At 66.5% G+C, this 25,269-nt stretch carries 26 protein-coding genes and 1 riboswitch; of the genes, 8 read left to right on the top strand and 18 right to left on the bottom strand.

The features are described from left to right. Positions 1-30 precede the first annotated feature (30 nt). The 4 genes from AC1DIO_RS11645 to AC1DIO_RS11630 are packed head-to-tail and all read right to left on the bottom strand — an operon-like array spanning position 31 to position 2,223. Complete coding sequence (locus AC1DIO_RS11645) at positions 31-696, bottom strand: methionine ABC transporter permease (protein WP_441506353.1); 666 nt, start codon at positions 694-696, stop codon at positions 31-33. Beyond that, a complete protein-coding gene (locus AC1DIO_RS11640; RefSeq protein ID WP_441506352.1) occupies positions 686-1,792 on the bottom strand; it encodes a methionine ABC transporter ATP-binding protein in 1,107 nt (368 codons plus the stop codon). Before AC1DIO_RS11640 ends, AC1DIO_RS11645 begins: the two co-directional genes overlap by 11 nt. Positions 1,793-1,799: 7 nt before the next feature. Then, the gene (locus tag AC1DIO_RS11635) at positions 1,800-1,985 is read right to left on the bottom strand and encodes a hypothetical protein (RefSeq protein WP_441506351.1); all 186 of its coding nucleotides are present in this window, start codon (positions 1,983-1,985) and stop codon (positions 1,800-1,802) included. A gap of 13 nt (positions 1,986-1,998) precedes the next feature. Further along, positions 1,999-2,223: a hypothetical protein gene (locus AC1DIO_RS11630; protein WP_476853423.1), complete on the bottom strand. Its 225-nt coding sequence runs from the start codon at positions 2,221-2,223 to the stop codon at positions 1,999-2,001. 441 nt (positions 2,224-2,664) lie between these two features. Here AC1DIO_RS11630 and AC1DIO_RS11625 point away from each other — a divergent pair, with 441 nt between their 5' ends. Then, positions 2,665-3,069 (top strand): hypothetical protein, encoded by a 405-nt coding sequence (locus AC1DIO_RS11625; RefSeq protein ID WP_441490804.1) that lies wholly within the window; start codon positions 2,665-2,667, stop codon positions 3,067-3,069. 108 nt (positions 3,070-3,177) lie between these two features. Continuing rightward, the gene (locus AC1DIO_RS11620; RefSeq protein ID WP_441506349.1) at positions 3,178-3,657 is read left to right on the top strand and encodes a copper chaperone PCu(A)C; all 480 of its coding nucleotides are present in this window, start codon (positions 3,178-3,180) and stop codon (positions 3,655-3,657) included. 61 nt (positions 3,658-3,718) lie between these two features. Here AC1DIO_RS11620 and AC1DIO_RS11615 read toward each other — a convergent pair whose 3' ends face one another. The 12 genes from AC1DIO_RS11615 to AC1DIO_RS11560 all read right to left on the bottom strand — a co-directional run bounded on the left by AC1DIO_RS11615 (position 3,719) and on the right by AC1DIO_RS11560 (position 16,906). After that, on the bottom strand, positions 3,719-4,648 hold the full coding sequence (locus tag AC1DIO_RS11615) for a dihydrodipicolinate synthase family protein (RefSeq protein WP_441506348.1): 930 nt from the start codon (positions 4,646-4,648) through the stop codon (positions 3,719-3,721). Between the two features lie 22 nt (positions 4,649-4,670). Then, positions 4,671-5,357: a fumarylacetoacetate hydrolase family protein gene (locus AC1DIO_RS11610; protein ID WP_441506347.1), complete on the bottom strand. Its 687-nt coding sequence runs from the start codon at positions 5,355-5,357 to the stop codon at positions 4,671-4,673. A 109-nt stretch (positions 5,358-5,466) separates the two neighbouring features. Further along, positions 5,467-6,141 (bottom strand): thiamine phosphate synthase, encoded by a 675-nt coding sequence (thiE, locus tag AC1DIO_RS11605; RefSeq protein ID WP_441490808.1) that lies wholly within the window; start codon positions 6,139-6,141, stop codon positions 5,467-5,469. Beyond that, on the bottom strand, positions 6,138-6,887 hold the full coding sequence (locus tag AC1DIO_RS11600) for a hydroxyethylthiazole kinase (protein WP_441506346.1): 750 nt from the start codon (positions 6,885-6,887) through the stop codon (positions 6,138-6,140). The genes thiE and AC1DIO_RS11600 overlap by 4 nt, the downstream gene beginning before the upstream one ends. 8 nt (positions 6,888-6,895) lie before the next feature. Further along, positions 6,896-8,758, bottom strand: coding sequence for a phosphomethylpyrimidine synthase ThiC (thiC, locus tag AC1DIO_RS11595; protein WP_441506345.1), 1,863 nt, complete (start codon positions 8,756-8,758; stop codon positions 6,896-6,898). 78 nt (positions 8,759-8,836) lie between these two features. Continuing rightward, positions 8,837-8,941: riboswitch (TPP riboswitch) on the bottom strand. Between the two features lie 82 nt (positions 8,942-9,023). Continuing rightward, positions 9,024-9,224 carry a hypothetical protein gene (locus AC1DIO_RS11590; protein ID WP_441506344.1) on the bottom strand — a complete coding sequence of 67 codons (201 nt, stop codon included), beginning with the start codon at positions 9,222-9,224 and terminating at the stop codon, positions 9,024-9,026. Between the two features lie 108 nt (positions 9,225-9,332). Next, positions 9,333-10,592, bottom strand: coding sequence for an OmpA family protein (locus AC1DIO_RS11585; RefSeq protein WP_441506343.1), 1,260 nt, complete (start codon positions 10,590-10,592; stop codon positions 9,333-9,335). A 1,101-nt stretch (positions 10,593-11,693) separates the two neighbouring features. After that, positions 11,694-12,593, bottom strand: a complete 900-nt coding sequence (locus AC1DIO_RS11580; protein ID WP_441506342.1) for a polysaccharide deacetylase family protein — start codon at positions 12,591-12,593, stop codon at positions 11,694-11,696. Between the two features lie 12 nt (positions 12,594-12,605). Continuing rightward, entirely contained in the window at positions 12,606-14,333 is a 1,728-nt protein-coding gene (locus tag AC1DIO_RS11575; RefSeq protein ID WP_441506341.1) for a dipeptide ABC transporter ATP-binding protein, read from the bottom strand. Beyond that, a complete protein-coding gene (locus AC1DIO_RS11570; RefSeq protein WP_441490484.1) occupies positions 14,330-15,208 on the bottom strand; it encodes an ABC transporter permease in 879 nt (292 codons plus the stop codon). Before AC1DIO_RS11570 ends, AC1DIO_RS11575 begins: the two co-directional genes overlap by 4 nt. After that, on the bottom strand, positions 15,208-16,179 hold the full coding sequence (locus tag AC1DIO_RS11565) for an ABC transporter permease (protein ID WP_476776762.1): 972 nt from the start codon (positions 16,177-16,179) through the stop codon (positions 15,208-15,210). Before AC1DIO_RS11565 ends, AC1DIO_RS11570 begins: the two co-directional genes overlap by 1 nt. A 25-nt stretch (positions 16,180-16,204) precedes the next feature. Continuing rightward, a complete protein-coding gene (locus tag AC1DIO_RS11560) occupies positions 16,205-16,906 on the bottom strand; it encodes a creatininase family protein (RefSeq protein ID WP_069878003.1) in 702 nt (233 codons plus the stop codon). 93 nt (positions 16,907-16,999) lie between these two features. Here AC1DIO_RS11560 and AC1DIO_RS11555 point away from each other — a divergent pair, with 93 nt between their 5' ends. The 6 genes from AC1DIO_RS11555 (at position 17,000) to AC1DIO_RS11530 (ending at position 22,634) form a co-directional block, all read left to right on the top strand. Further along, the gene (locus tag AC1DIO_RS11555; protein WP_441490482.1) at positions 17,000-17,542 is read left to right on the top strand and encodes a MarR family winged helix-turn-helix transcriptional regulator; all 543 of its coding nucleotides are present in this window, start codon (positions 17,000-17,002) and stop codon (positions 17,540-17,542) included. 222 nt (positions 17,543-17,764) lie between these two features. After that, a complete protein-coding gene (locus AC1DIO_RS11550; protein ID WP_476767951.1) occupies positions 17,765-19,357 on the top strand; it encodes an ABC transporter substrate-binding protein in 1,593 nt (530 codons plus the stop codon). 209 nt (positions 19,358-19,566) lie between these two features. Next, positions 19,567-20,529, top strand: a complete 963-nt coding sequence (locus AC1DIO_RS11545; protein ID WP_441490507.1) for an isoaspartyl peptidase/L-asparaginase family protein — start codon at positions 19,567-19,569, stop codon at positions 20,527-20,529. Then, the gene (locus tag AC1DIO_RS11540; protein ID WP_476853422.1) at positions 20,526-21,569 is read left to right on the top strand and encodes a ketopantoate reductase family protein; all 1,044 of its coding nucleotides are present in this window, start codon (positions 20,526-20,528) and stop codon (positions 21,567-21,569) included. The genes AC1DIO_RS11545 and AC1DIO_RS11540 overlap by 4 nt, the downstream gene beginning before the upstream one ends. Then, positions 21,542-22,297: an SDR family NAD(P)-dependent oxidoreductase gene (locus tag AC1DIO_RS11535; RefSeq protein ID WP_476776759.1), complete on the top strand. Its 756-nt coding sequence runs from the start codon at positions 21,542-21,544 to the stop codon at positions 22,295-22,297. The genes AC1DIO_RS11540 and AC1DIO_RS11535 overlap by 28 nt, the downstream gene beginning before the upstream one ends. Positions 22,298-22,424: 127 nt before the next feature. Beyond that, entirely contained in the window at positions 22,425-22,634 is a 210-nt protein-coding gene (locus AC1DIO_RS11530; RefSeq protein ID WP_043234173.1) for a cold-shock protein, read from the top strand. Between the two features lie 167 nt (positions 22,635-22,801). Here the strand turns inward: AC1DIO_RS11530 and AC1DIO_RS11525 are convergent, their stop codons facing one another. Continuing rightward, complete coding sequence (locus tag AC1DIO_RS11525; protein WP_476767948.1) at positions 22,802-23,983, bottom strand: enolase C-terminal domain-like protein; 1,182 nt, start codon at positions 23,981-23,983, stop codon at positions 22,802-22,804. 10 nt (positions 23,984-23,993) lie between these two features. After that, positions 23,994-25,268, bottom strand: a complete 1,275-nt coding sequence (locus tag AC1DIO_RS11520; protein WP_441506336.1) for a TRAP transporter large permease — start codon at positions 25,266-25,268, stop codon at positions 23,994-23,996. Between the last annotated feature and the right edge of the window lies 1 nt (position 25,269).

Genomic DNA, 25,269 nt, shown 5'->3' with positions numbered 1-25,269 from the left:
GGCTGTTTGAACGGTTGAGGACGGATTGGCTCAGACGTGGCGCAGGCGCTTGTTGAGGCGCCGGGCAAGCCGGTCGCCGATGCTCTGCACGGTCTGGACGAGGACGATCAGCACGGCGACGACGACGGCCATCACGTCCGGCATGAAGCGCTGGTAGCCGTAGCGGATGCCGAGATCGCCGAGGCCGCCGCCACCGACGGCGCCGACCATGGCCGAGAAGCCGATCAGGCTGACGATGGCCAGCGTCAGTCCGAGTGTGATCGCCGGCAGTGCTTCGGGCACCAGGACCTTGCGCACGATCTGCAGCGGGCTCGCCCCCATGGCGCGCGCGGCCTCGACCAGGCCCTGATCGACTTCGCGGATGGCGCCTTCGATCAGTCGCGCGATGAAGGGGGCGGCTGCGACGGTGAGCGGGACCATGGCAGCATTGGTGCCGATCGAGGTGCCGGCGAGCAGCCGGGTGAAAGGGATGATCGCGACAACGAGGATGATGAAGGGCGTCGAGCGCGTGGCGTTGACGAGCACGCCGAGCACGGCGTTGACGGCGGGCGCGGCGAAGAGCTCACCACGTTTGCTGGTCGCCAGGAAGACGCCGAGGGGCAGGCCGATCAGCGTACCGATCCCGGCTGCGACCGCAACCATGAGCAGCGTGTCGGCGGTCGCCTGGGCGATGAGGCGGATGAGTTCAGGAGACATGGCCGATAACCTCCGCCTTGAGTTCGAGGCTCTTCAGGGCGCCGAGCACGGCAGCGAGTTCCGGCTCATGGGCCGTGACCGAGACGAGCAGGCTGCCAAAGGGCTGGCCCGCAATGGCATCGATCCGTCCGGCGAGGATGTTGACATCGACGCCGACGATCGAGCTCAGCCGGCTGATCACCGGGGCCGTCGCATTCTCGCCGATGAAGGTGATGCGCAGCAGGGCGCTGTCGCCTGGACGTGCCTCCGGCCTGACCCGGCCGGCGAGATGGGCGGGAAGTTCGACACCGGTCACCGTCTCGACGAAGCGCGCGGTGGTCGGGTGCTTGGGCTGGGTGAAGACGGTAAAGGTCTCGCCTTCCTCGACGATCCGCCCGCCCTCGATCACTGCAACGCGGTCGCAGATCTCCTTGATCACCGGAATTTCGTGGGTGATCAGCAGGATGGTGATGCCGAGCTCGCGGTTGACCCGCTTCAGCAGGCCGAGGATCGACTGTGTGGTCTCGGGGTCCAGCGCCGAGGTCGCCTCGTCGCAGAGCAGCACCTTCGGCTCGGTCGAAAGCGCGCGGGCGATACCGACGCGCTGCTTCTGGCCGCCGGAGAGTTCGGCCGGATAGCGTTCGCGCTTGTCGGACAGGCCGACGAGATCGAGCAGCCGCGTGACCTGGCGTTCGATCTCGGCCCTGGGCGCGCCTGCAATTTCAAGCGGCAGCGCGACATTGTCGAAGACGGTGCGCGACGAGAGCAGGTTGAAGTGCTGGAAGATCATGCCGATCGTCCGGCGCCGCGCCCGCCAACCGGCTTCGGTCAGCCCTGTGACATCCTCGTCCTCGATCAGGATGCGGCCGGAACTCGCCCGCTCCAGACCGTTGACCAGCCGGATCAGCGTGGACTTGCCGGCGCCGGAGCGGCCGATCACCCCGAGAATTGCGCCGCGCGGCACGGTGAGATCGATACCCGAGAGCGCAGTCACGGCGCCTTGCCCGGAGCGGCCGGAGAAGATTTTGCCGACATTCTCGAACCGGATCGCCGGCTCGGGACTGAAAACGGGATTGGCACCGACGCTGAAGGCGTCGGGCTTCACGAGAGCGTTCATCATAACCTCAGAGGAGCGTGTGGCAGGACCAGTGCGAGATGCCGAGCTGTTCCAGCGTCACGTCGTGGATGGAGCGGCGTGTGTTCTCGTCTTCGTCCACTCGCTCCTGGGTCGAAGATGGTGCGAGCGCGGTGGAAAGGGCCCGGTCGAGCCAGTCCCGCAGCAATGCGCTCAGGGTCGTGATCAGCGGCATCGGCCTGCCCCCGCTATGACGCCAGCCGCAGCGCGGGACGGCGCTGGGAGGCGGCGAGTTGCCGGGCCGCGATCTYGGCAGCGCTTGGCGTTGCGAAACGGAGGCCCTCGAGTGCGCGAAAGGCGGACGAGGCGGAAATGAAGGTGAAGAAGCGTTCGTCGTTGCGGCGATTGACGAGACCGGCCTGGGTCTCGCCGATTTCGATGATGAATGCTTGCTGGGTCTGCGACTGGGTCATGGCTTACCTCCGCCGCATGGGCGGCGTTCGATTGGGCGGATCGGATTGGGAGAGGCCCCGGCGTCAGCCCGGGCGGTCTTTCAATGCAGGATCAGCATCGACAACAGCAGGCAGCCATCAGCATCGTGGCAGCGGACCGGCGCAAGGTCGAAACGGTCATGTTCATCTCCTCGTCACTGGAGCCCACGACCCGGTCGTGGCGCTTTAGCGTTTGGTGACGCGGCGCAAGCTGCTCGCTCAAATCTCCGCGGCCGCCGAACCATGTCCAGCGACAGTGCCAATTTGGGTGAAAGTGTCCTCTTTGTCAACCCGATCGTTCTTTTAAAGAAACGAATGAAAGGGAATGAATCTTTCGCGCGCCGTTGCCGAGGGGGCAGAAATCTCTCCTCGACCATCCCGCGGACCTCCCCCTGCGACAGAGCGCGGCTTGACGGAGAGCAGGTGACGAGGCCAAGTCGCGCCATGTCGGCCCTTGGTCCCCCGCTTGAGACGTTGCGCCGCTCCGTCCTCGGAGCCTGGCTTGCGGCCGTCTATGCGCTGGCCGTTCTGGCGGCAGGCCTGGCGCCGGCGTCAGCCTTTGCGGCTCATCCAGCGCTCGCAGGTGCGGTTCTGTGTTCCGGGCAGTCCGTCTCGGACACGTCCGAGGTTCCGGAGCCGGCGAATGGCGTCCAGCATTGCATTGGCTGCCCGATCAATCCTGCCCTTGCGATCCCTCCTGTACCGCCTCAGCCGGTGGGCGCGCGCCTTGCGGCCCCGCTGGAGCGCTCCGTTCCCATTCGGACGGATGCCATCCATGGCGCGGTCCTCGGGCTGCCGCAATCGCGAGCGCCGCCGATCGCATCCTGAACACGATTTCGTCTCTCCCTCTCGTCTCGCGGCCAGCCGGACAGGCCGCCGCAAGCCGGGATTTCCGGCCATTCGCGAATGGCCGCGACCTCTTTCAGGACCATGCTGATGAACAAGCCCGTTCACTACCTCGCCGCGATCGCGCTCACACTCGCGAGCGCCGCCGCCTTCGCCCATGACTACAAGGCTGGCCCGCTGAAGATCGGCCATCCCTGGTCGCGCGCCACGCCGGCCGGCGCCAAGGTCGGCGGCGGCTACCTTTCGATCGAGAATACCGGTTCGACGCCCGACCGGCTGATTGCGGTCTCTGCGCCCTTCGCCGGTCGCGGCGAGATCCATGAAATGGCGGTCACCAATGGCGTGATGACCATGCGCGAGCTTGAAAAAGGTATCGAAATCCCGGCCGGCGCCAAGGTCGAGCTGAAGCCCGGCGGTTTCCACATCATGTTCCAGGAGCTGAAGCAGCCGTTGAAGCAGGATGAGCGCGTCAAGGGCACGCTGACCTTCGAGAAGGCTGGTGTGGTGGAGGTCGAGTTCAAGGTCGAGGGGATCGGCGCCAAGGGCGCAGCCGCCGAGCACACGCACTGAGCGCTTGAAGACAAGGCGATGGCCCCCTCTCGTTGAGAGGGGGCCATCGCGATTCCGGCCTTCAGAACCTGGCGCGCGGGTCGTGCTTTGCCAGCCGCGTCAGCAGATAGTCCACTTCCGCCTTGGCCGCGGCCGTCAGACCGGCGCCCGGCTTGCGCTGGGCGTCGCTGGCCAGGATGCCGCGCTTCATCATCGTATATTTGCGGACGGCAAGGCCGACACCCTGCTGCTGCTCGTAGCGCAGCAGGGGGAGGTGCGCGTCGAAGATGTCATGAGCCGCGTCGCGCTTGCCTTCGCTGGAAAGGCGGACGACGTCGATCAGCAATTCCGGGAAGGCATAGCCGGTATTGGCGCCGTCAGCCCCACGCTCCATCTCGAAATCGAGGAAGAGCCCGCCATTGCCTGTGAGGATCGCGATCTTGCGCAGGCTGCCTTCCGCCTGGAACTTGCGCAGCGTCGAGATCTTCTCGAGTCCCGGCCAGTCCTCGTGCTTCAGCATTACGCAGGACGGGTTGTCCTGGACGATGCGGCGGATCACGGCCGGCGTCATCACCACCGAGAGCGTCAGCGGGTAGTCCTGGATGACGAAGGGAATGTCGCTGCCGATCGCCTCGACGGCCTGGGCGTAATAGCCGACGATCTGGTCGTCGGTGCGCAGGCTCGGCGGCGGGGCGATCATTACGCCGCCGGCGCCGAGATCCATCACCTGCCGCGCCAGCGAGCGCATAGCCGCAAAGCCCGGCGCCGAAACGCCGACGATGATCGGCTTGCCACCCATCTTCGCGACGGCGCGCTTGACGAGCCCGACGGACTCTTCCGGTTCGAGCTTCGGCGCCTCGCCCATGATGCCGAGCACGGTGATACCGTCAGAACCGATGCCGGCGTAGAAATCGAAGAGCCGGTCGGTGCTCGGCCAGTCGATGGCGCCATCGGGCGTGAAGGGGGTCGGCGCAATGGGATAGACGCCGCGGGCGTCAGGGGTCAGCTGCATGGTCAGGTTCCTCGAAGTCTCTTCAGGCGATCCGGGTGCGGACGGTGCCGACGCCGTCGATGGCGCCTTCCAGCACGTCGCCCTCGACGACGGCGGCGACACCTTCCGGCGTGCCGGTGAAGATCAGGTCGCCGGGAGCCAGCGCGACGAGGCCGGAAAGATAGGCGATCGTCTCCGGCACGCTCCAGATCAGCTTGGCGAGATCGGAGGTCTGGCGCACGCGGCCATTGACCGTGAGCTCGATCTTGCCGGCCGCGGGATGGCCGCTATGGCTCGCGGGCACGATCTCCCCGATCGGGGCCGACTGGTCGAAGCCCTTGCCCATGTCCCAGGGGCGGCCGGTCTTCTTGGCTTCGCCCTGCAGGTCGCGGCGGGTCATATCGAGCCCGGCCGCATAGCCATAGACATGCGAGAGCGCCTCGGAGACCGGGATGTCGCGCCCGCCGGTGCCAATCGCGACGACCAGCTCCATCTCGTGGTGCAGGTCCTTGGTCTTGCTGGGATAGGGCATGTCGGTGCCGTTGATCACCACTGCGTCCGCGGGCTTGGTGAAGAAGAACGGCTCCTCGCGGTCGGGATCGCCCCCCATTTCGCGGGTATGTTCGGCATAGTTGCGTCCGACGCAGAAGATGCGGCGCACGGGGAAGAGCCCGCCACCCGCTACCGGAACCGCGTTGATGGCGGGCGGTTCGATCACATAATTCGTCATGACGCAGCGCTCCCTCGATGTCGTGCCGTTCATGGGCGAGCGACGGGCGCGAAGCAAGGGGCCGGGCGCTCGTGGCGGGGCTGCGCGCCCGGCATTGCCGCGTGACGGTTCAGGTGGATGCGGGAGCTTCTGGCGGCGTCGGCAGCAGCCGCTCGAGCACCGCGCGCAGTGCGCGCGCGGCGGCCTCGACATCGTCCTGCACGAACAGCGCGCCGATCACGGCAATGCCGTCAGCCCCTGCCTCGATGACCGAGGCCGCATTCATTGCCGTGATGCCGGCGATGGCTCCGACCGGGAGCGGCCCCAATGCGGCAGCAGCCTTGCGCCGCAGGGCCGTGAAGCCGTCGAGACCGAGCGAGGAGCCGGCATTGTCCTTGTGCGAGGTCTGGAAGACACCGCCGATGCAGGCATAGTCGATCTTCGCCGAGGCCAATGCGGAGAGTTCATCCTCATGCTTCAGCGTCGCGCCGATGATGGCGCGGGGCCCGAGCAGGCGGCGGGCATCGTTCGGCTTCATGTCGTCGGCGCCGAGATGGACGCCGTCGGCACCGGAAGCGAGCGCGACATCGACGCGATCGTTGATCAGCAGCGGCACCCTTGTGCCGTGCAGGGCCGAGCGGATGGCCCGGGCCTCGCGCACCATCTCGCGCGTCGTCTCGGTCTTGGCGCGCAGCTGGATCAGGGTGGCGCCGCCATCGACCGCGGCACGCGCCAGGTCGGCCAGCGAGCGCCCGGCCGCGATCTGCGGATCGACAATGCCGTAAAGGCGGATATCAACGCTCACCCGTGCTCTCCCATCCGTTCGCGCAGCGTGGCCTCGTCCATCCCTGCCAGCGCGTCGATCAGGTGCACGGCGAAGCTGCCGGGCCCTTGCGATGTCTCTGCCGCAATCTCGCCGGCGACGCCATAGGCGGTCAGCGCGGCGGCGGCCGCGACTGCCGGATCGCCCTCGACCGCGCAGCATGCCGCGATCAGGGCGCCCGCTGCGCAGCCGACCCCGGTGACCCTCGTCATCAGCGGATGGCCATGGGAGACGGACAGCATGCCGCCTGCGCGCATGATCCGGTCGACCTTGCCGGTGGTGACGAGCGTGAGGTTGCGCTCGCGCGCCGTCTTGAGATCGGCAGCAAGCGCGGCCATCTCGGTCGCGTTGCCGCGCACGACGATGTTCGGCAGGCGCAAGACCTCGCGCGCCACGCGCTGGCGCAGCGGCGAGAGTTCGACGAAGACCGGATCGAAGACCAGCGGTTTCTGTCGGTCGCGCGCGACCTCCAGCAGCTTCGGGATGGCGAGTTCGCTCTCGGCATTGATCGTGCCGATGTTGATCAGGATCGCGCCGGCGCCCTCGGCCATTGCCGCGATCTCGTCGACATGGATCGCCATGGACGGGATCGCGCCGAAGGCGAGCAGCATGTTCGCCGTAATGTTCTGCGCCACCGTATTGGTGAGGCATTGCACCCGCGGGCGGCTCGCTGCCACCCGCGCCAGCACGCCTGCAACGACCGTCGCGTCGAGGCGGGCCGCGGTCATCGTCGCGCTCATTCCGCCGCCGGCAAGTAGAGATTGCCGCCCTTGGCGAGGAATTCCTGCGATTTCTCCGCCATGCCCTCGAGCGCCGCGCGTTCGTTCTCGCCCATCGCCAGCACTTCGGCGCGCAGATCCTGCGTGATCTTCATCGAGCAGAATTTCGGCCCGCACATCGAACAGAAATGCGCGACCTTGTGGGCATCCTTCGGCAGGGTCTCGTCATGGAAGGAACGTGCCGTATCGGGGTCGAGCGCCAGGTTGAACTGGTCCTCCCAGCGGAAGTCGAAGCGGGCGCGCGAGACCGCGTCGTCGCGGATCTTGGCCGCTGGATGGCCCTTGGCGAGATCGGCGGCATGGGCCGCGATCCGATAGGTGATGACGCCGGTCTTGACGTCGTCGCGGTTGGGAAGGCCGAGATGCTCCTTGGGCGTGACATAGCAGAGCATGGCGCAGCCGAACCAGCCGATCATCGCCGCGCCGATGCCCGAGGTGATGTGGTCGTAACCCGGCGCGATGTCGGTGGTCAGCGGTCCCAGCGTGTAGAACGGCGCCTCGCCGCATTCGCGCAGCTGCTTGTCCATGTTCTCCTTGATCTTGTGCATCGGCACGTGGCCCGGGCCCTCGATCATCACCTGGCAGCCCTTGTCCCAGGCGACCTTGGTGAGCTCGCCCAGCGTCTCCAGCTCGGCAAACTGGGCGCGGTCATTGGCGTCGGCGATCGAGCCCGGACGCAGGCCGTCGCCGAGCGAGAAGGAGACGTCATATTTGCGCATGATCTCGCAAATCTCGTCGAAGCGCTCGTAGAGGAAGCTCTCCTTGTGGTGCGCGAGGCACCAGCGCGCCATGATCGAGCCGCCGCGCGAGACGATGCCCGTGACGCGGCTCGCAGTGAGCGGGACATAGGGCAGGCGCACGCCGGCATGGATGGTGAAATAGTCGACGCCCTGCTCGGCCTGCTCGATCAGCGTGTCCTTGAAGACCTCCCAGTCGAGCTTGATCGGGTCGCCGCCGACCTTCTCAAGCGCCTGGTAGATCGGCACCGTGCCGATCGGAACCGGCGAGTTGCGCAGGATCCAGGAGCGGATGTTGTGGATGTTGCGGCCGGTCGACAGGTCCATCACCGTGTCGGCGCCCCAGCGGATCGCCCAGACCAGCTTCTCGACCTCCTCGGCAGCGCCGGACGTCACGGCCGAATTGCCGATATTGGCGTTGATCTTGACCAGGAAATTGCGGCCGATCGCCATCGGCTCCAGTTCGGGGTGGTTGATATTGGCCGGGATGATGGCGCGGCCGCGGGCGATTTCCTCGCGCACGAATTCAGGGGTGACGAATTCCGGAACCGAGGCGCCAAAGCTCTCGCCATCGGCATGGCGCTCGCGTGCGCCTTCGAGCATCGCGGCGCGGCCGAGATTCTCGCGATGCGCGACATAGATCATCTCGGGCGTGATGATGCCGGCCTTGGCGAACTCGTACTGGGTCGCCATCTGGCCGGGCTTCGCCTCGAGGATCGGGCGTGGGGCCGGGCAGGCGGGAACGAGCTGTTCAGGCGAGATATGGCCGTTATCGGCGGCAGTGACGGCGCGGCCGGGCACGGTCGTGAAGCCGGAGGCATCGAGCCAGGCGCGGCGCGGCTGCGGCAGGCCGGCATTCAGGTCGATCGTGACATCGCTCTCGGTGAACGGACCGGACGGGTCGTAGATCCGGACCGGCGGCTCGGAATCGGTGGTGAGCTGAACTTCGCGGAAGGGCACCCGCATCTCGGGATGGTCCGGCGGCGCGACATAGATCTTGCGCGAGCCGATGATCGGTCCGGTCGTCACGCTTTGAGGGGCAGCCTTGACGGTATTCTTCTGGGGCTTGGTGTGGGCGTTCATGGGATCTCCTCCTTGGTCCAAGGTTCAGGAGATCCGGGTTTAGAAGCGGTCCAGTCGCTGTCTGCGGGTACACGTGTGGCGCACGCCGCGTTCCAGTCCCTCCGCCGGTATGACCCGGATCAGGTTCGACGGGTTCGGCTTTGGACGCCATCTCAGCTCTTGCGAGCACCCCTCGGAACGAAGCGGAGGTTAGGGCCGGCGGCTCTTGAACGCAACCGGCAAGGGGCGGGATGCGGCCCTGCCATGCGGCGCCGGAATGCCGGGCTCAGGCGAGAATGTCGACGTTCTGGCCCTGGCCAGCGGCAAGAGTAGCCTTCTGGGACTCGGCACTCTGCTGCAGCATATCCACGAGCGCTTGGTCGGACGTCGCCTGCTGCTTCACCATCGCTGTCTGCAAGGTCTGGCGGGTCGAGGCTGCCTGGCTTGCGGCAAAGCCCTGCGCGATCGCGACGGTTGTCTCACTCATCTCAACTCTCCTTACGACAGGTCTTAAGCCGGAGAGCTTGCTGATTCCTGAATCCCCTGATCCGGGGAGACCGGCGCGACGGTCGCCCGCCGCGCCGGTTCTATTGGTTCACTGCGGCTGATTCTGCCCGGCCAGCAGCGGGGTGATGCGTCGGAGCGTGACGCGGCGGTTCTCGCGGGCGGCCTCCTGCGTCTGCACCTTGAGATACTGCTCGCCATAGCCCTGCGTCGTCAGGTTCTCCGGCGGCACCTGGAAATCGCGCGTCAGGATCTCGGCGACCGATTGGGCCCGGCGATCCGAGAGCGAGAGGTTGTCGACATCCGAGCCGACGGCGTCGGTATGGCCCTCGACCAGGAAAACCTCATTCGGCGCGCGCTGCAGTGCCTGGCTGATCGAGGCGGCAATCACCGAGAGCCGCTGCGCCTGGTTGGGGGTGACCTCCCAGGACCCGGTCTCGAAGGTTACCGTGTCGATATCGACGCTGCGCATGCGGGCGCGCAGGTCCGGCGAGTAGCGGACCTCGTCGAGCGTGTAGCGGCGCGGGATCGCGGCGATCGGCGGGGCGGTGATCGTCTCATAGATCAGGCGCTGGTCGGCCTGCTCGGCGTCGACGATATAGCGCTCGCGCGGGATCGGCAGCGGCGGCGGCGGCAGCACGACGACCTCGTCCGAGAAGCGCATATCCGGCCGATCGCGGCGGGTGTTGTCGATCATCACGATCTCATCGCCATCGCGCATGCGCCGGGTCCGGCGGATCAGGCGGCCATCCTCGTCGGTCACGGTGATGATGCGGCTGCCGTCCGGCCGTTCGAACACGGTGACGTTCTCGTCTCCGCGCCGTTCGGTCCGTCCCTGCCAGCCGAGGTCGCGGAAGCGCTCGGTCTCGTCGCGGCGGATGATGGCACGGTCGTCGTCGCGGATGATCGTGCGACCGGGCTCGCGAATGATCGTGACGTCGCCCTCGCGGCGCTCCTCGCGGCGCCCGCGGACATCGTCGAGGCGGGTCGCGCCCTGCGTCGCCATGATGCCGCCGAGCACGCCGACGCCAAGGCCGATCGCAGCCGCGCCACCGAGGCCGATGCCACCGCGACGGCCCTGCCGGTCAGGCGGGGGCAGTTGCCCGGGTCCAGCGGCTGGAGGCTGGCCGGCCGGAGGCGGAGCGAGCGTCTGGCCCGGCTGCGGCGGTGCAACGGGCGGCGGGACTGCGCCGGGCGCGCGACCGCCGGGGGGCGGGGCGAGCGGGGCTGCTGCCGGCGGCTGAGCGGGTAGCGGCGCCGGAACCTGACCGGGTGTTGCAGAAGGCGGTTGGCCGGCTGGCGGCGCGCCGGGCGCACGACCACCCGGAGGCGGCACCAGCGGCTGGGTCACGGGCGGCTGAGCTTGCGGGGCAGTTCCTGGCACCGGCGCTGGTGTCGGGCGAGCCGCCGGGGGTTGGGTAGGAGCCGTCGCTGGCGCCTGGCCGGGAGCGGTCACAGGCGGTTGGCCGGCTGGCGGCGCGCCGGGCGCACGACCACCCGGAGGCGGCGCCAGTGGCTGGGTGGCGGGCGGCTGGGCTTGCGGAGCCGTTCCTGGCACCGGTGCTGGCGTCGGGCGAGCCGCCGGAGGCTGGCCCGGAGCTGCCGCTGGCGCCTGGCCGGCCGGGGGCGTGCCGGGCGCACGGCCGGCAGGAGGTGGCGCCAGCGGGGCGGTAGCGGGCGGCTGGGTTTGCGGAGCCGCTCCGGGAGCGCGTCCCCCTGCTGGGGGCGTCAACGGTGCGGTTGCCGGCGGCTGCGCCTGTGGGGCGGGAATCGGACGGGCTGCCGGCGGCTGCACGGGGGCCGGGACGGGCGGCTGGGCGCGCGGCGGCACGGCCTGAGGCTGGCTGGGCTGGGCTGGAGGAGCCGGGCGCGGCACCGCCGGGATTGGCTGAGGCGCGGAGGAGGGCGGGGGCGCGGGTTGCGGCCGTATGGCTGGTGGGCGTCCGGGTTCGCCGGCGCCCGGCGGCACGGGGCGCGGCATCTGCGGCTCGCGGCGCGGTTCAGGCGGCGGCGCGGCGCGTGGGCGTGGCTGCGCGGGTGGCGCTGCGCTTGGCGCCGGAGGCGCGACCGGCCGCTGGATCGCAGGCGGCGCCCCGGGTGCTCCGGGAGCGGGCCGCGGGCGTTCGGCCCCAGGCGGGCGCGCCTCGCCGGGCGCGGCTGGGGCTCCCGGGGGGCGAGGCCGGCGCGGCTGTCCGGGCTCTTCGTCCGACGGCGCAGGAGCCTGCGCTAATCTCATCGGTGCCTGCGCCGGTTCGACCGCGAAGCCGCCATGCGACAGGGTCAGGCCGGGAAGGACAGTACCGATCAGAAGCCAGTTTTTCGTGCGCGTCATGAGTTCCGTTTCCGTTTCAGTGGCTCGGGCTATCAGCGCGCGTGCGCACTGAACCCGCCATGAACCGAAAACGGCCGAAATCGGGCAGGGTTCCTCCCCGCCCGACCCGAGCTGTGCGGGCTAAAGCCCGGCCTCGGCCTTTGCATAGCGCGCGATCTCGGCGTGGCTGGCAAACCAGCAATCGCCCTTCGCCTTGGCATGCCGGATCAGCTCCTCGAGGATCCAGATGCGCGAGCGGTAGGTGATGACATGGGGATGCATGGTCAGCAGGAAGAGCCCGCCTTCCTCATGGGCGCGGTCGAATTCGCGGCGGAAGATGTCGAATACGGCTTCCGGCGCCGTGTAGGGCCGCAGCGCCTGGAAGCGGTTCATGTTGAAATAGACCGCATCGTCGCGGATCCATTCGACCGGAAGCTCGACCATGCCCGTCGGCTCGCCCTTCTCGATGATCTCGTAGGGGTCGTCATCGGCAAAGAGCGAGGAATCGTAGAGCAGGCCGAGTTCGCGCTCGATGCTCAGGGTCACTTCCGAAAAATCCCAGGACGGCGTGCGCATGCCGACCGGCCTGACGCCGGTGATCTTCTCCAGCGTATCGGCTGAGCGCAGATGCAGTTCGCGTTCGGCCGCGGGCGGCACGGCGGTGTTGACCTCATGGATCCAGCCATGCAGGCCGATCTCGTGGCCTTCCGCTATGACGCGGCGTTGCTCGTCGGGATAGAGCAGGGCGGTCACCGCCGGCACGAAGAAGGTCGCCTGGATCTGTTCCTTCGCCATCAGGCTGAGGATGCGCGGCATGCCGACGCGGTTGCCATACTGGCCCCAGGAGAGGCGGCCGACCGATTTGCCGCCATCGCGCAATTCGTTCGTCTCATGATCGACGTCGAAGGAGAGGGCGACGGCGCAGCGCGCGCCGTTCTTCCATTTCGTGGGCTTCAGGTTGCGGCCTGCGCGCACGCGCTCGACCTTGTCGCGCCAGACCTCCTCGGGCCATTGCCAGGGTTCGAGAGCAGGTTCGGTCATGGCGGGTGTCCTTCAGGCTGGCGGGGCGGTCGGCAGGACCGGCACGGCGGCCAGGAGCCTGCGTGTGTAGTCGTGGCGCGGATTGTCGTAGATCTGGCCCGCTGGCCCCTCCTCGACGATCTTGCCGCGATACATGATCGCGACCCGGTCGCAGAGATGGCGCACCACCGAGAGGTCGTGCGAGATGAAGATCAGGGTCAGGTTCAACTCGGTCCGCAACCGCATCAGCAGGTTGATGATCTGTGCCTGGATCGAGACGTCGAGCGAGGCGACCGGCTCGTCGCAGACCACGACATCAGGCTGCATGGCGAGCGCACGCGCGATCGCGACGCGCTGGCGCTGGCCGCCGGAGAATTGATGCGGATAGCGGCTGGCGAAGGCGGGATCGAGCCCGACGGCGGCGAGCCATTGCCGGACATATTCGGCCGCCCCCGCCCTGGTGACGATGCCATGTATGATCGGCCCCTCGGCAATACTGTCGCCGATGCTCATACGCGGATTCAGCGAGGCGAAGGGGTCCTGGAAGATGGTCTGGATCCGGGTGGTGTTCTTGTGCGGCCGCGCGCCGCCGCCCATCACCGGCTCGCCCTCCAGCCGCACCGTGCCGGAGTTCGGCGCATAGATGCCGGCCGCCATACGCCCGAGCGTCGATTTGCCCGAGCCCGATTCGCCGACGAGGCCGAGTGCCTCCCCCCGCGGGACGGTCAGGCTGACGGAAGCGACGGCCTGGACCCCACGGCCCGGTTGCGACAGTCCAAGCTTCTGGCCGAGCAGGCGCAGGATGCCGGGCGGGGTCTGGAACAGCTTGCTGACGTCCTGAATGACGAAATAGGAGGCGTCCGCCTTCGATCCACGCGACGGTGAGGCACCGGAGGTGCGTGCCGGCGGCGATGCATCGGGGACACCGCCGCCCCGGGCGAGGAAAGTGCCCGGCTTGGCGCGGGACGGCAGCGAATCGAGCAGCGACTGGGTGTAGGGATGCTGCGGCCTGGTCAGCACGTCGAGCACAGGCCCGGTCTCGACGATCCTGCCGTAGCGCATCACGCAGACGCGGCTGGCGATCGAGGCGACCGTCGCCAGATCATGGCTGATCCAGATCAGTGCCGTGCCGAGCTCCGCCACCAGCTCCTTCATTTCGGCCAGGATCTCGGCCTGGATCGAGACATCGAGCGCCGTGGTCGGTTCGTCGCAGATGATCAGCTTTGGCCGGTGCAGCAGAGCGATGGCGATGGCGACGCGCTGGCGCATGCCGCCGGAGAACTGATGCGGGTAGAAATCGACCTTCGCCTCGGGCTCTGGAATCCGGACCTGGGCAAGCGCCGCGATGGCGCGCCTGCGCCCTTCTTCTGCCGAAACCTTCTCATGCGCCTCCAGCGCCAGCAGGATCTGGGCGCCGATCGTCAGGACCGGGTTCAGCGTCATCAGCGGGTCCTGGAAGACCATCGAGATGATCTTGCCGCGAATTGCGCGCAGGTCGCGGGACGGCAATCCGATCAATTCGCGCCCTTCGAGCCGGATCGAGCCGCTCTCGATTTTTCCTGGCGGGTCGATCAGGCCGATGATCGAGAAACCCGTGATGCTCTTGCCGGAGCCGGATTCGCCGACGAGGCCCATGACCTCGCCGCGCTTCAGTGAGAAGGAGACGCCGTCGACGGCTTTCACGACGCCGGCACGGGTGTGGAAATGCGTCGCGAGGTCACGGACCTCGAGCAGCGGCACTGCCTCGGCCGAGCCACTCATCGCCTGAGCCTCGGGTTGACCTGGTCGCGGATCTGGTCGCCGACGAGGTTGATTGCGACGATCAGGATGATCAGCGCGACGCCGGGATAGATCGAGATCCAGTAGCGGCCCGACATCATGTACTGGAAGCCGTTGGAGATCAGCATGCCGAGCGAGGGCTCTGTCACCGGCAGGCCGACACCGAGAAAGGAAAGCGTCGCTTCGAGCGCGATGGCGCTCGCCACCTGCACCGTCGCGACCACGATCAGGGGCGGCAGGCAGTTCGGCAGGATATGGCGCCAGACCACCCGGCGGGCCGGCAGCGGCGTCGAGAAGGCGGCCTCGACATAGTCCTTGCCGCGCTCGGCCGCGGCTGCGCCATGGGCCGTGCGGGCAAAATAGGCATATTGCGCGGCTGCCAGCGCCGCGATGAGCTGGAATTTGCCCTGGCCGAGCACGGCCGAAATCACCAGCGCGAGCAGGATCGCCGGGAAGGCGAGCTGGAGATCGATGATGCGCATGATGAACGCTTCCCAGCGGCCGCCGAGATAGGCGGCGGTGATGCCGAGCGTGACGCCGACCGTGAAGGCGAGCGAACCGGCGATCAACCCCATCTGCAGCGAGATGCGCAGGCCATAGAGGATGGCCGAGAACAGGTCGCGGCCCTGCGCATCGGTGCCGAGCAGATGGGTGAAGCCGCCGGAGCCGACATAGCCCGGCGGGCGGCGCGCATCTGACAGGGTGAGATTGGCGAGATCATAGGGATCCTGCGGCGCGATCCAGGGCGCAAGGAGCGCCACGCCGATCATCAGCACGACGACGACGAGGGCTGCGAGCGCCACCTTGCTCTCGCGGAACTCGTTCCAGAATCGGGCGAGGGGCGAAGCCTGCTTCATTACGCGCGCGCCTTTCTCAGGCGCGGATCGAGCGCGACATAGGTCAGATCGACCAGGAAATTGATGGTGATGAAGACGAAGGCGACGAGCATCAGATAGGCGACCATGACCGGCCGGTCGAGCGAGGTGATGGAGTCGATGATCAGCTTGCCGATACCGGGCCAGGAAAAGATCGTCTCGGTGACGACCGCGAAGGCCAGCGTCGAGGCGAATTCGAGCCCGAAGACGGTGACGATCGGGATCGCGATCAGGCGCAGCACATGCCGGCGCAGGACGGTCCATTCCGAAAGTCCGGCGGCTCGGGCAAATTTCACCGTATCGGTCAGCATCACCTCGCGCGTCCCGGCCCGGGCCAGCCGCGTCATCAGGGCGAGCTTGAAGAAGGCGAGGTTAAGGGCCGGCAGCACCAGATGGCTGAGCCCGTTCAACGTCAGAAAACTCCACTCGACGCCGAAAAGCGAAGCGGTCTCGCCGCGGCCACCGGCAGGCAGCCATTGCAGCTCGACTGCGAAGGTGATGATCAGAACCAGGCCGATCCAGAAGGTCGGTACGGAGAAGCCGAGGATCGAGATCGCCATGATGATCTTGGCGAGCAGGCTGTCGGGCTTGTAGCCGGCATAGATGCCGGCCGGCACGCCGATGAGGGCCGCTCCGAATACGGCAGCCAGCGTCAGCTCCAGCGTCGCGGGCAGGCGCGACAGGATAAGTTCCAGCACCGGCATGCCGAAGACGAAGGAACGGCCGAAATCGCCGTGGAGCACACGACCAAGGAAGGTGAAATACTGTTCCCAGAGCGGTCGATCGAGCCCGTAGCGGGCAATCGTCTCGAGTCTCATCTCCTGGCTGACATCGGGCCCGATCAACACGTCGATCGGGTTGCCGATGGCGTAGACGCCGACGAAAACCAGCGCCGACATGACGAGCATCACCAGCAGAGCCTGGACGATGCGCCCGAGGATGTGCCCTAGCATCTGACGAAGCGCCTGGCGCCTGCGGTCACGGCCAGTTCTCCGCGATCACCGCCCGCGTCTCCTCGACGCCGACCTGCCAGAGGCTGAGCATCTCGTTGTCGGAGCGCTGGTAGCGCCCGTGGAAATTTCCGTCGCCCAGGATCTCGCGCTTCTTCGCCGGGTTCGAGGCCTGGTAGAGCGCGCGATCGAAGGGCGGCTTCACTGCATCCGGCATGGCGACGCCGTCGAGCCGGGTCCAGGGGAAGTTCTCCATCCAGGAGGCATGCGAGGCAGCGGGATCGACCGCCTTCACCGCCGCCTGGAAGCGCGGCCCTGCCCACCAATCATGCAGCTTGACGCTGGCATCGGGGCGGCGGCCCATCCATTCCGTGCAGAAGGTCATCACGGGTGCATTGCCGCCATGGCCGTTGACCAGCACGATGCGGCGGAAGCCGGAGCGGTAGAAGCCCTCCAGCATATCCTCGATCAGCGCGACATAGGTGCTCATCCGCAGCGAGACGGTGCCGGGGAAGGCGACGAAGCCTGGCGTCATGCCATAGGCCAGCACCGGGAAGACGGGTACGTTCAGCGGCTCGGCCGCATCGCCTGCCACTTTCTCTGCCAGGATCGCGTCGGTGGCGAGGCTCAGATAGGCGTGCTGCTCGACACAGCCGAGCGGCAGCACACAGCGGTCATCCCGCTGGGCCTGCGCTTCGATCTGCATCCAATTCATCTCGGCGACACGCACGGCCCGTTCCTTGCTTTTCTCTGGCAGTGCGCCATCCTTGACTCCCAGTCAGAACGTCGTCAAGTTCCATTTGGAACTAAACGGGAGCTCATCATGCGCCGCGCCCCCACATCACTCTCGCGTCTCGACCATGAGCGCGAAGCGGCGTTGCGCGATCTCGACCCGCTCACCGTCACCAAGCTCTGGGACAATCCCTGCTGGCTGTCGTTCCGGTTGAACTTCGTCGCCTTCCGCTTCAACGATCCGGTCTATCGCTGGATAGAGACCCGCTACGGCCTGGTCCGCCCGGAATTCGTCGCGCTCTACGCGGTCGGCCTGAAGGAGGGTGTGGCTGCAAAGAACATCGTGGCCTCGTCCGGTTTGCCGAAGAACACGCTCAGCCGCGCCATCCAGAAGCTGCTGACCCGGCGCCTGCTCAAGCGCGAGACGGACCGGGACGACCTGCGCAGCTTCGTGCTGCGCCTGACGCCTGCAGGACGCGCCATTTTCGAGGAGACCATGCCGCTGATGGTGAAGCAGCAGAGCGCCATGCTCTCGGCCTTGACCGAGGCCGAGCAGCGCCAGCTTTGCGAATTGATGGACAAGCTCGTCATTGCCTCTCCGGTGTGGCCGGCGGATCTCGAGCCCCAGTCATAGACCGGGTCGGGCGAAGCGTTCTTCCAAAGAGTTGCGGGATGGTGGTGGGTCTTCACTGCCGTACCGCGCCAATTGAGAACAACAGTCGAGTCAGGATCGCCTAATCAAGTGACACCACGGCGCCTCGTTGCGTGGGCCGACTGCCACCGCCGAGGCCACATAATAAACCAGCGGGAGGGCCGACATGTCGGCCTTTACCGAAACAAAACAGGGGAATTCGTCATGAAGCTTGCCACCACCGTCCGCATCTTCGGACTCGCGGCCGCACTCAGCGCCTCCGTCTCCGGGGTCGCCCTAGCGCAGACGCTTACAATCGGCGTTCGCGCCGGCCCGGAATCGATCGATCCGCACTTCACCGCGACCGGCACCCATGCCGAAGCGCTGAAGCATGTCTTCGACACGCTGACCTGGTCGGGCGACAAGCTGCAGATCGAGCCGCGGCTTGCGACGAGCTGGAAGGCGATCGAGCCTTCGGTCTGGGAGTTCAAGCTGCGCCCGGGCGTCAAGTTCCATGACGGTTCCGACTTCACCGCCGAGGATGTGAAATTCTCGATCGAGCGCATCCCCGTGGTCGCCGGGCCGAACCCGACCACGATCTATGTGCGCCGCGTCAAGGAGGTGAAGATCATCGATCCGCTGACGGTCCATATCGTCACCGACGGGCCGGCCCCGAACTTGCCGAACGACTTCATCCGCCTCTTCATCGTCTCCCACAAGGCGGCGGCCGGACTGACCAAGGACAACGCCAACGAGGCCTTCAATACCGGCAAGGCAGCGGTCGGTACCGGCCCCTACAAGTTCGTGTCCTGGACGCCGAAGGACCAGCTCGTGCTGGAGCGCTTCGACGGCTATTGGGGCGAGAAGGAGCCTTGGGCCCGCGTGCTGCGCAAGGAGCTGCCGAACGACGCCGCCCGCGTCGCCCAGCTCAAGGCCGGGCAGGTCGATATCATCGTGCGGGCGCCGGCATCCGACGTGCCGACCCTGAAACGCGACTCCAAGCTCGCGGTCACGACGGTCGACACGGTCTATGTCTTCAACATGGAGCTCGACATGCGGGACAAGTCCCCGCAGGTCAGCGCCAAGGATGGCTCACCGCTGCCGAAGAACCCGCTCCAGGACGTCAAGGTGCGCGAGGCGATCGATCTCGCCATCGATCGCCCGGCCCTGGCGGAGATTGCGATGGAAGGTCTCGGCTCGCCGGTGAACCAGCTCGTGACGCCGGATATCGCGGGTTACAATAAGTCGCTGCCGGCGCTGAAGCCTGACCTCGCCAAGGCCAAGAAGCTGATGGAGGAGGCCGGTTACGCCAACGGCTTCAAGGTCGCCTTCTCGTTCACCAATGACCGCCTTCCCGGCGACCGTCAGGTCGGCACGTCCATCGCCCAGATGCTGGCGCGGATCGGCATCGACGTGAATGCCAATGCCCAGCCGGGCGCGGTCTTCTTCCCGGCCCGCCTGCGCGGTGATTTCTCGATGTCGATGTCCGGCTGGGGCACGCTGACCGGTGAGTCAAACTACACGCTTTCCTCGGTGGTGCACTCGAACGATCCGGCCAAGAAGCTCGGCGCCTTCAACGTGCTGGGCTACAAGAACGCCGCGCTCGACAAGCTGATCGAGGATGCGGCGGTGGAGATGGATGAGGCCAAGCGCAACAAGTTCCTCTCCGATGCCAACGCCATCGTCGCACAGGACCGGCCACGTCTGCCGATCGTCGCCGTCGGCTCGGCCTGGGCCATGCAGAAGGACAAGGTCGTGATCAAGCCGCGCGTGGATGAAGACACGCTCGCCATGGACATCAAGCCCGCCAAGAAATGAGGCTTCGGCCTCGCTCGCCCGGTTCCTGCAAATATGCAGGAACCGGTATAAAAACGCGCCGAACGAGTATCGGGCATGCGTGGAGAGACTAGCCGCAAGGCCAGTAGGTGGGGTATGTGCCCCGCCGCCTGCTCTCCCCTTTCCCGACTACACGGTTCGACCTCTCCCACTGCGGGAGAGAGGGAAACGCACCAGGATTACCCATGACAATCTCACCTATTGCCCTGGCCATTCATGGCGGTTGTGGCACCTTGCCCAAGGCCGAGATGACCGAAACGGAGTGGACCGAGGCCAAGGCGGATCTCGCCGCCTCGCTCCGCGCCGGCTGGGCCGTTCTCAGCAAGGGCGGCTCGGCCGTCGATGCGGTCGAGGCCGCGGTGCTGGTGATGGAGAATTCGCCGCATTTCAATGCCGGCCACGGGGCCGCGTTCAACGCGGATGGCGAGCATGAGCTCGACGCCTCCATCATGGATGGCGAGACGCTGGCCGCCGGCGCCCTTTGCGGCGTCAAGCGCATCCGGAACCCGATCGGCGCCGCCAAGGTGCTGATGCGCCGCGGCGATCCGCTTTTCCTGGCCGGCACGGCCGCGGACAGCTTCGCCGAGTCGGAGGGGCTCGACATGGTCGAAAACGAGTATTTCTCGACCGAGCGGCGCCGCAAGAATCTGTCCTCGATGAAGATCCGCGAGCTTGTCGGCACCATGTCCGAAGCAAGCGAGGCCGAGAAGCACGGCACGGTCGGTGCGGTCGCGCTGGATGCCCAGGGCCATCTCGCTGCTGCGACCTCCACGGGCGGCTACACCAACAAGCCGGCCGGCCGTGTCGGCGACTCGCCGATCATCGGTGCCGGTACCTATGCGCGCGACGGGCGTTGCGCGGTCTCGGGTACGGGCAAGGGCGAATATTTCATCCGCTACTGCGTCGGGCACGAGATCGCCTCGCTGATGGCCTATGCCGGCCTGAGCCTCGAGGAGGCGACCGCCCGGGCGATAGCCGAGCTCACCGAGCACAGGATCGGGGCTGGCCTGGTCGCGATTGGTGCCGATGGCAGCATCGTCGCGCCCTATAATTCCGCGGGCATGTATCGTGGCTGGGTGACGCCCGATGGCTTCATCCATGTCGCGACCCATCGCGATGTCGAAGTCGCCGGTCAGCTCGAGGCGGCTGCGTGAGCACGCCTGAGCCGATCGTCATCTGGGGTGCGGGCGCGATCGGCGGCACGCTTGGAGCCTATTGGGCGCGCGCGGGCATTCCTGTCCTGCTCGTCGATGTCGTCCCCGAACATGTCGAAGCCTGCCGGACGACGGGCCTCGCGATCAGCGGGCCGATCGAGGAATTTCGCCAGGTCGTGCCCGCGGTGACGCCGGCGGAGCTGACAGGAACCTACAAGCGCATCGTGCTCGCGGTGAAGGCGGGCGCCACGCAAACGGCACTCGACGCGCTCGCCCCGCATCTGGCCGAGGACGGTTTCGTGCTCTCTGCCCAGAACGGCCTCAACGAACTGGCCATTGCCAGGCACGTCGGCGAGGCCCGGACCATGGGCTGCTTCGTCAATTTCGGCGCGGACTGGCACGGGCCGGGCGAGATTCTCTACGGCAACCGCGGTGCTGTCGTCGTGGGCGAGATCGATGGCGCGATGACGCCGCGCGCCCTCGAAATGCACAAGCTGATGCTGCTCTTCGAGCCCGACTCGATTTTGACCAGCAATATCTGGGGTTATCTGTGGGGCAAGCTCGCCTACGGGGCGATGCTGTTTGCCACGGCGCTGACGGATGATTCGATGTCGGCGAATTTCGCCGATCCGAAGCGGCTCGCCGTCTGGCTCGAACTCGGGCGGGAGGTCGGTGCGGTCGCGGCGGCGCGTGGCGTCTCCTCGCTCGGCTTCGGCGAGTTCGATCCGATGGTCTTCGCGCCGGGCCGGCCGGAATATCCGCAGATCGCCGCGATCGCCTGGCTCGCCGACTACACCTCGAAGACGGCCAAGACGCATTCCGGGATCTGGCGCGACCTTGCCGTGCGCAAGCGCAAGACCGAGGTCGATCCCCAGATCGGCATCATCGCGCGCCTCGGGCGCGAGGCCAGCATTCCGACCCCGACGATCGAGACGCTGGTGAGACTGATCCACGAGGTCGAGGACGGCGAGCGCCCACTCTCGTTCGATACGCTGAAGGTGCTGATCGACCAATGCAACTCCGCTTCGACAATCGCGTAGCCCTCGTCACAGGCGCTGCCCAGGGCATCGGCCGAGCCATCGCAACCGCCCTGGCTCGGTCCGGGGCTAGGGTGCATCTCGCCGATATCGATGCCGAGGGGGTCGCGAAGACCGCAGCCGAGATCGGGGCCAGGTTTCATGCCGTCGATCTCGCGACGCCGGACGCAGCGCGCGATCTGCTTGGCACGATCTCGGCCGAAAACGACTCGCTCGACCTGCTCGTCCATGCGGCGGGCGGGGTGCGCGGCCAGGTCGGGCGGCCGATCGAGGAGATTCCCGAGGCGGACTGGCGCAGCATTTTCGCCGCCAATGTCGATGCCGCCTTCTTCCTGACGCAAGCCGCAGCACCGGTGATGAAGCAGGCCGGCTATGGCCGCATCGTCACCATCTCGTCCGGTGCGGGATTGCGCCCGAGCCTCACCGGCATCCAGGCCTATGCCAGTGCCAAGCACGCGCTGGTCGGGCTGACGAAGCAGCTCGCCTGGGAGCTCGGCCCGCATGGCATTACGGTGAACTCCGTCGCGCCCGGCTTCGTGCGCTCCAATCCGGCAACGGAACGGCAATGGCAAAGCTATGGCGAGGCCGGCCAGAAGAAACTGGTCGAGAGCATCCACACCCGACGCCTCGGTACGCCCGAGGACATCGCCAATGCCACGCTGTTTTTCTTGAGCGAACAGGCCGGCTGGATCAGCGGCCAGGTGCTTTCCGTCGACGGCGGACGCTCCTGAGCATTGGGGCGTTTTGCGGGCGCCGACGCGGTTTTTAACGGCATCATTGCCACATGCGTATTTTCGACCCTACAGTGGTTCCCGGGCTGGCATGAGCCAACCTGAATAGTGACTGAAGGGATAGCACGTGAGCACGGGTACCGTGAAATGGTTCAACGAGACCAAGGGCTATGGTTTCATCACCCCTGACGCGGGCGGAAGCGATATTTTCGTCCATATCAGCGCTGTCGAGCGCTCGGGCCTGCGCGGCCTGAACGAAGGCCAGAAGATCAGCTACGATCTCGAGGCCGATCGCAAGACCGGCAAGTCCTCGGCGGTGAACCTCAAGACGGCTTGATCTCCGCCTTCTGCGGGAGGGCGATCGGCGGCGTCACCTCCCGAGCCAATGCGAATCTCTATCTCTCTATCCGGACTGAAGACGATTCCCGGCATGCCCGTCGCCCCAAGGCGGCGGTAGAAAGGACCAGGGCCAGCCCGAAAAAGGCCGGCCCTCCCAATACGCATCTAGAGCTTGAACAGCTCCCGCCCCGTCTGATGGGCACGGATGTAATCCCAGTCATAGCTCACGCCGAGGCCTGGCCCCGTGGGCACGGGAAAACAGCCATCCTTGTCGACACCGTCGAGCTGGTCGCTGTACCCGCAGGTGTAGACCGGTGGCACGGCGTTGGGGCAATCCGGGCCGACCAGCGCAAGCTCATAGAAATTGGTGTTACGAGTCGCGGCCATGCAGTGGCGATGCGCAGGCCCGCAGGCATGGATCTCGACATCGACGCCAAAGGCCTCGGCGAGATGGGCGATCTTCATCGCGCCGGTGATGCCGAGATCGTATTCCGGATCGGAGCGCAGCATGTCGGTGCCGCCATTGATCAGGAAATCGGCCTTGGGCTCGAAGCCGCGCAGATACTCGGTCTGCAGGATCGGCGTTTTCAGCATCTCGCGCAGCTTCTTGTGGGCGAACGCGGAGACGCCACAGTCACGCATCGGGTCCTCGTACCAGAAATAGCCCCCCTCGTCGCAGGCCCGCCCGACATAGAGTGCGTCGGCGAAGGTTCTGAGCTCATTGGCCGGGTCGAGCATCAAAGTCATGCGATCACCGACCGTCCTGGCGACATGCAGGACGTTTGCCGCCTCCTCGCGCGCGTCGCCCTCATGCCAGCCATGGAGCTTGAAGGCGCGGTAGCCCAGTGCGTAACAGGCCTCGGCGAAGTCGGAGAAGGCCTCCTTGCTGTCGAGCCCGCCATTGCGGTCGCCGTGATAGGTCGAGGCATAGGTCTTGAGCCGCGTGCGGAAGCCGCCGAGCAATTGCGACACAGAAGCGCCGAAGCGCTTTCCCGCCAGGTCCCAGAGCGCGATGTCGATCGGTCCGATCCCCATCCCGTCATGCTGGCGGAGCTCCCGCTTCATGTCGTTCCAGATTTCCTCGCGGTGGTCCGGATTGCGGCCGAGCAGGTTGGGCGCAAGCGAGAGCGTCTGCGCCATCGTGGCCCGGGTTCCGCCCCAGTGCATGACATACTGTCCCTCGGCGCCGTCATCGCTGCGAATGACGATCGCAAACTTGGTCAGCTCGAGCTCTGAATTCGGCTTGTATCCGACATTGTAGACCGCCCGGGCATTCTCGGCCGAGCGGCCGAGATTTCTGCTCTTGAACGAGAATTCGACGACCTCAACCTCTGCAATCCTGGTCATGATGATCCTCTCAGAAACCGGCGATCCGGGGGAGCCAGAGGCTCAGGGCCGGCACATAGGTGATGATGGCGAGCGCCACGACGAGCGCGATCAGGAAGGGCCAGAGCTCCCGCAGCAGGGCCCCGAGCTTGACGCGCGTGATCGCCATGGCGACGAAACAGAGCACGCCCACGGGCGGTGTCACCTGGCCGATGACGAGGTTGACCAGCAGCACGATCCCGAAATGCACGAGGTCGATCTGCAACGCGGCCAGCAGCGGCAGCAGGATCGGCACCAGGATGATCATGATGGCGATCGTCTCCATGAACATGCCGGCAATCAGCAGGGCGATGTTCAGGATCAGCAGAACGACCAGCGGATCCGTCGAGATCGAGGTCATGAAGCTGGTGACCAGCTGCGGCGCCTGCTCGATGGCCAGAATCCAGCTGAAGGGCGAGGCCGCGGCGACGATGGCGATGACCACCGCCGTCTCGCGCGCCGTGCCGATCAGGATCGCCGGGAGGTCGGCAAGCTTGATCGAACGGTAGATGAACATGCCGACAACCAGGGAATAGGCGGCGGCGACGCCGGCGATCTCGGTTGCGGTGAATAACCCCGCCCGGAAGCCGACGATGATCAGCACCGGCATCAGCAGCGCCAGCGAAGCGTATTTGAACTCCTTCCAGAGATTCGGGAACGAGAACGAGCCGGCCGGCTTGAAATCGCGCCGCAGCGCCAGGATGGCGATGGTCGCCATGATGCAGCCGGCCATGACCAGGCCAGGAATGATGCCGGCGACGAAGAGGCTGCCGAGCGAGACATTGGCCTGCCAGGCATAGACCACCATCAGGATCGACGGCGGGATGATCGGGCCAAGCGTGCCGGCAACCGCTGACAGCGCCGCTCCAAACGCACGTGGATAACCCATGCGTTCGAGCTGCGGCACGAAGACCCGTGCGGCTGCGGCCGTATCGGCGACGGATGATCCGGAGATGCCGGAGAGAAAGACCTCGCCGACGACCAGCGTATGGGCCGGCCCGCCGCGGATATGGCCAACCAGTGCCTTGGTGAAGCTGAAGAGCCGCTCGGAGATGCCCGACGCGTTCATCAGGGAGCCGGCGAGCGTGAAGAGCGGGATCGCCAGCAGGGGGAAGGACTGCACGCCGGCCACGATGCGCTGGGCGGCGACGGTGAGCGGCACGCCTTCGATGAAGATCGTCAGCAGGGCCGAGCCCGCCATCGCGACCCAGATCGGCGTGCCGACTACGAGCAGGACCGCGAAGGTCAGGAGAAGGATGGAGACCATG

This window comes from Allobosea sp. 05T439 (genome assembly GCF_056396005.1).
The sequence above is the reverse complement of the archived record's forward strand: the minus strand, read 5'-3'. Positions and strand labels throughout refer to the sequence as shown.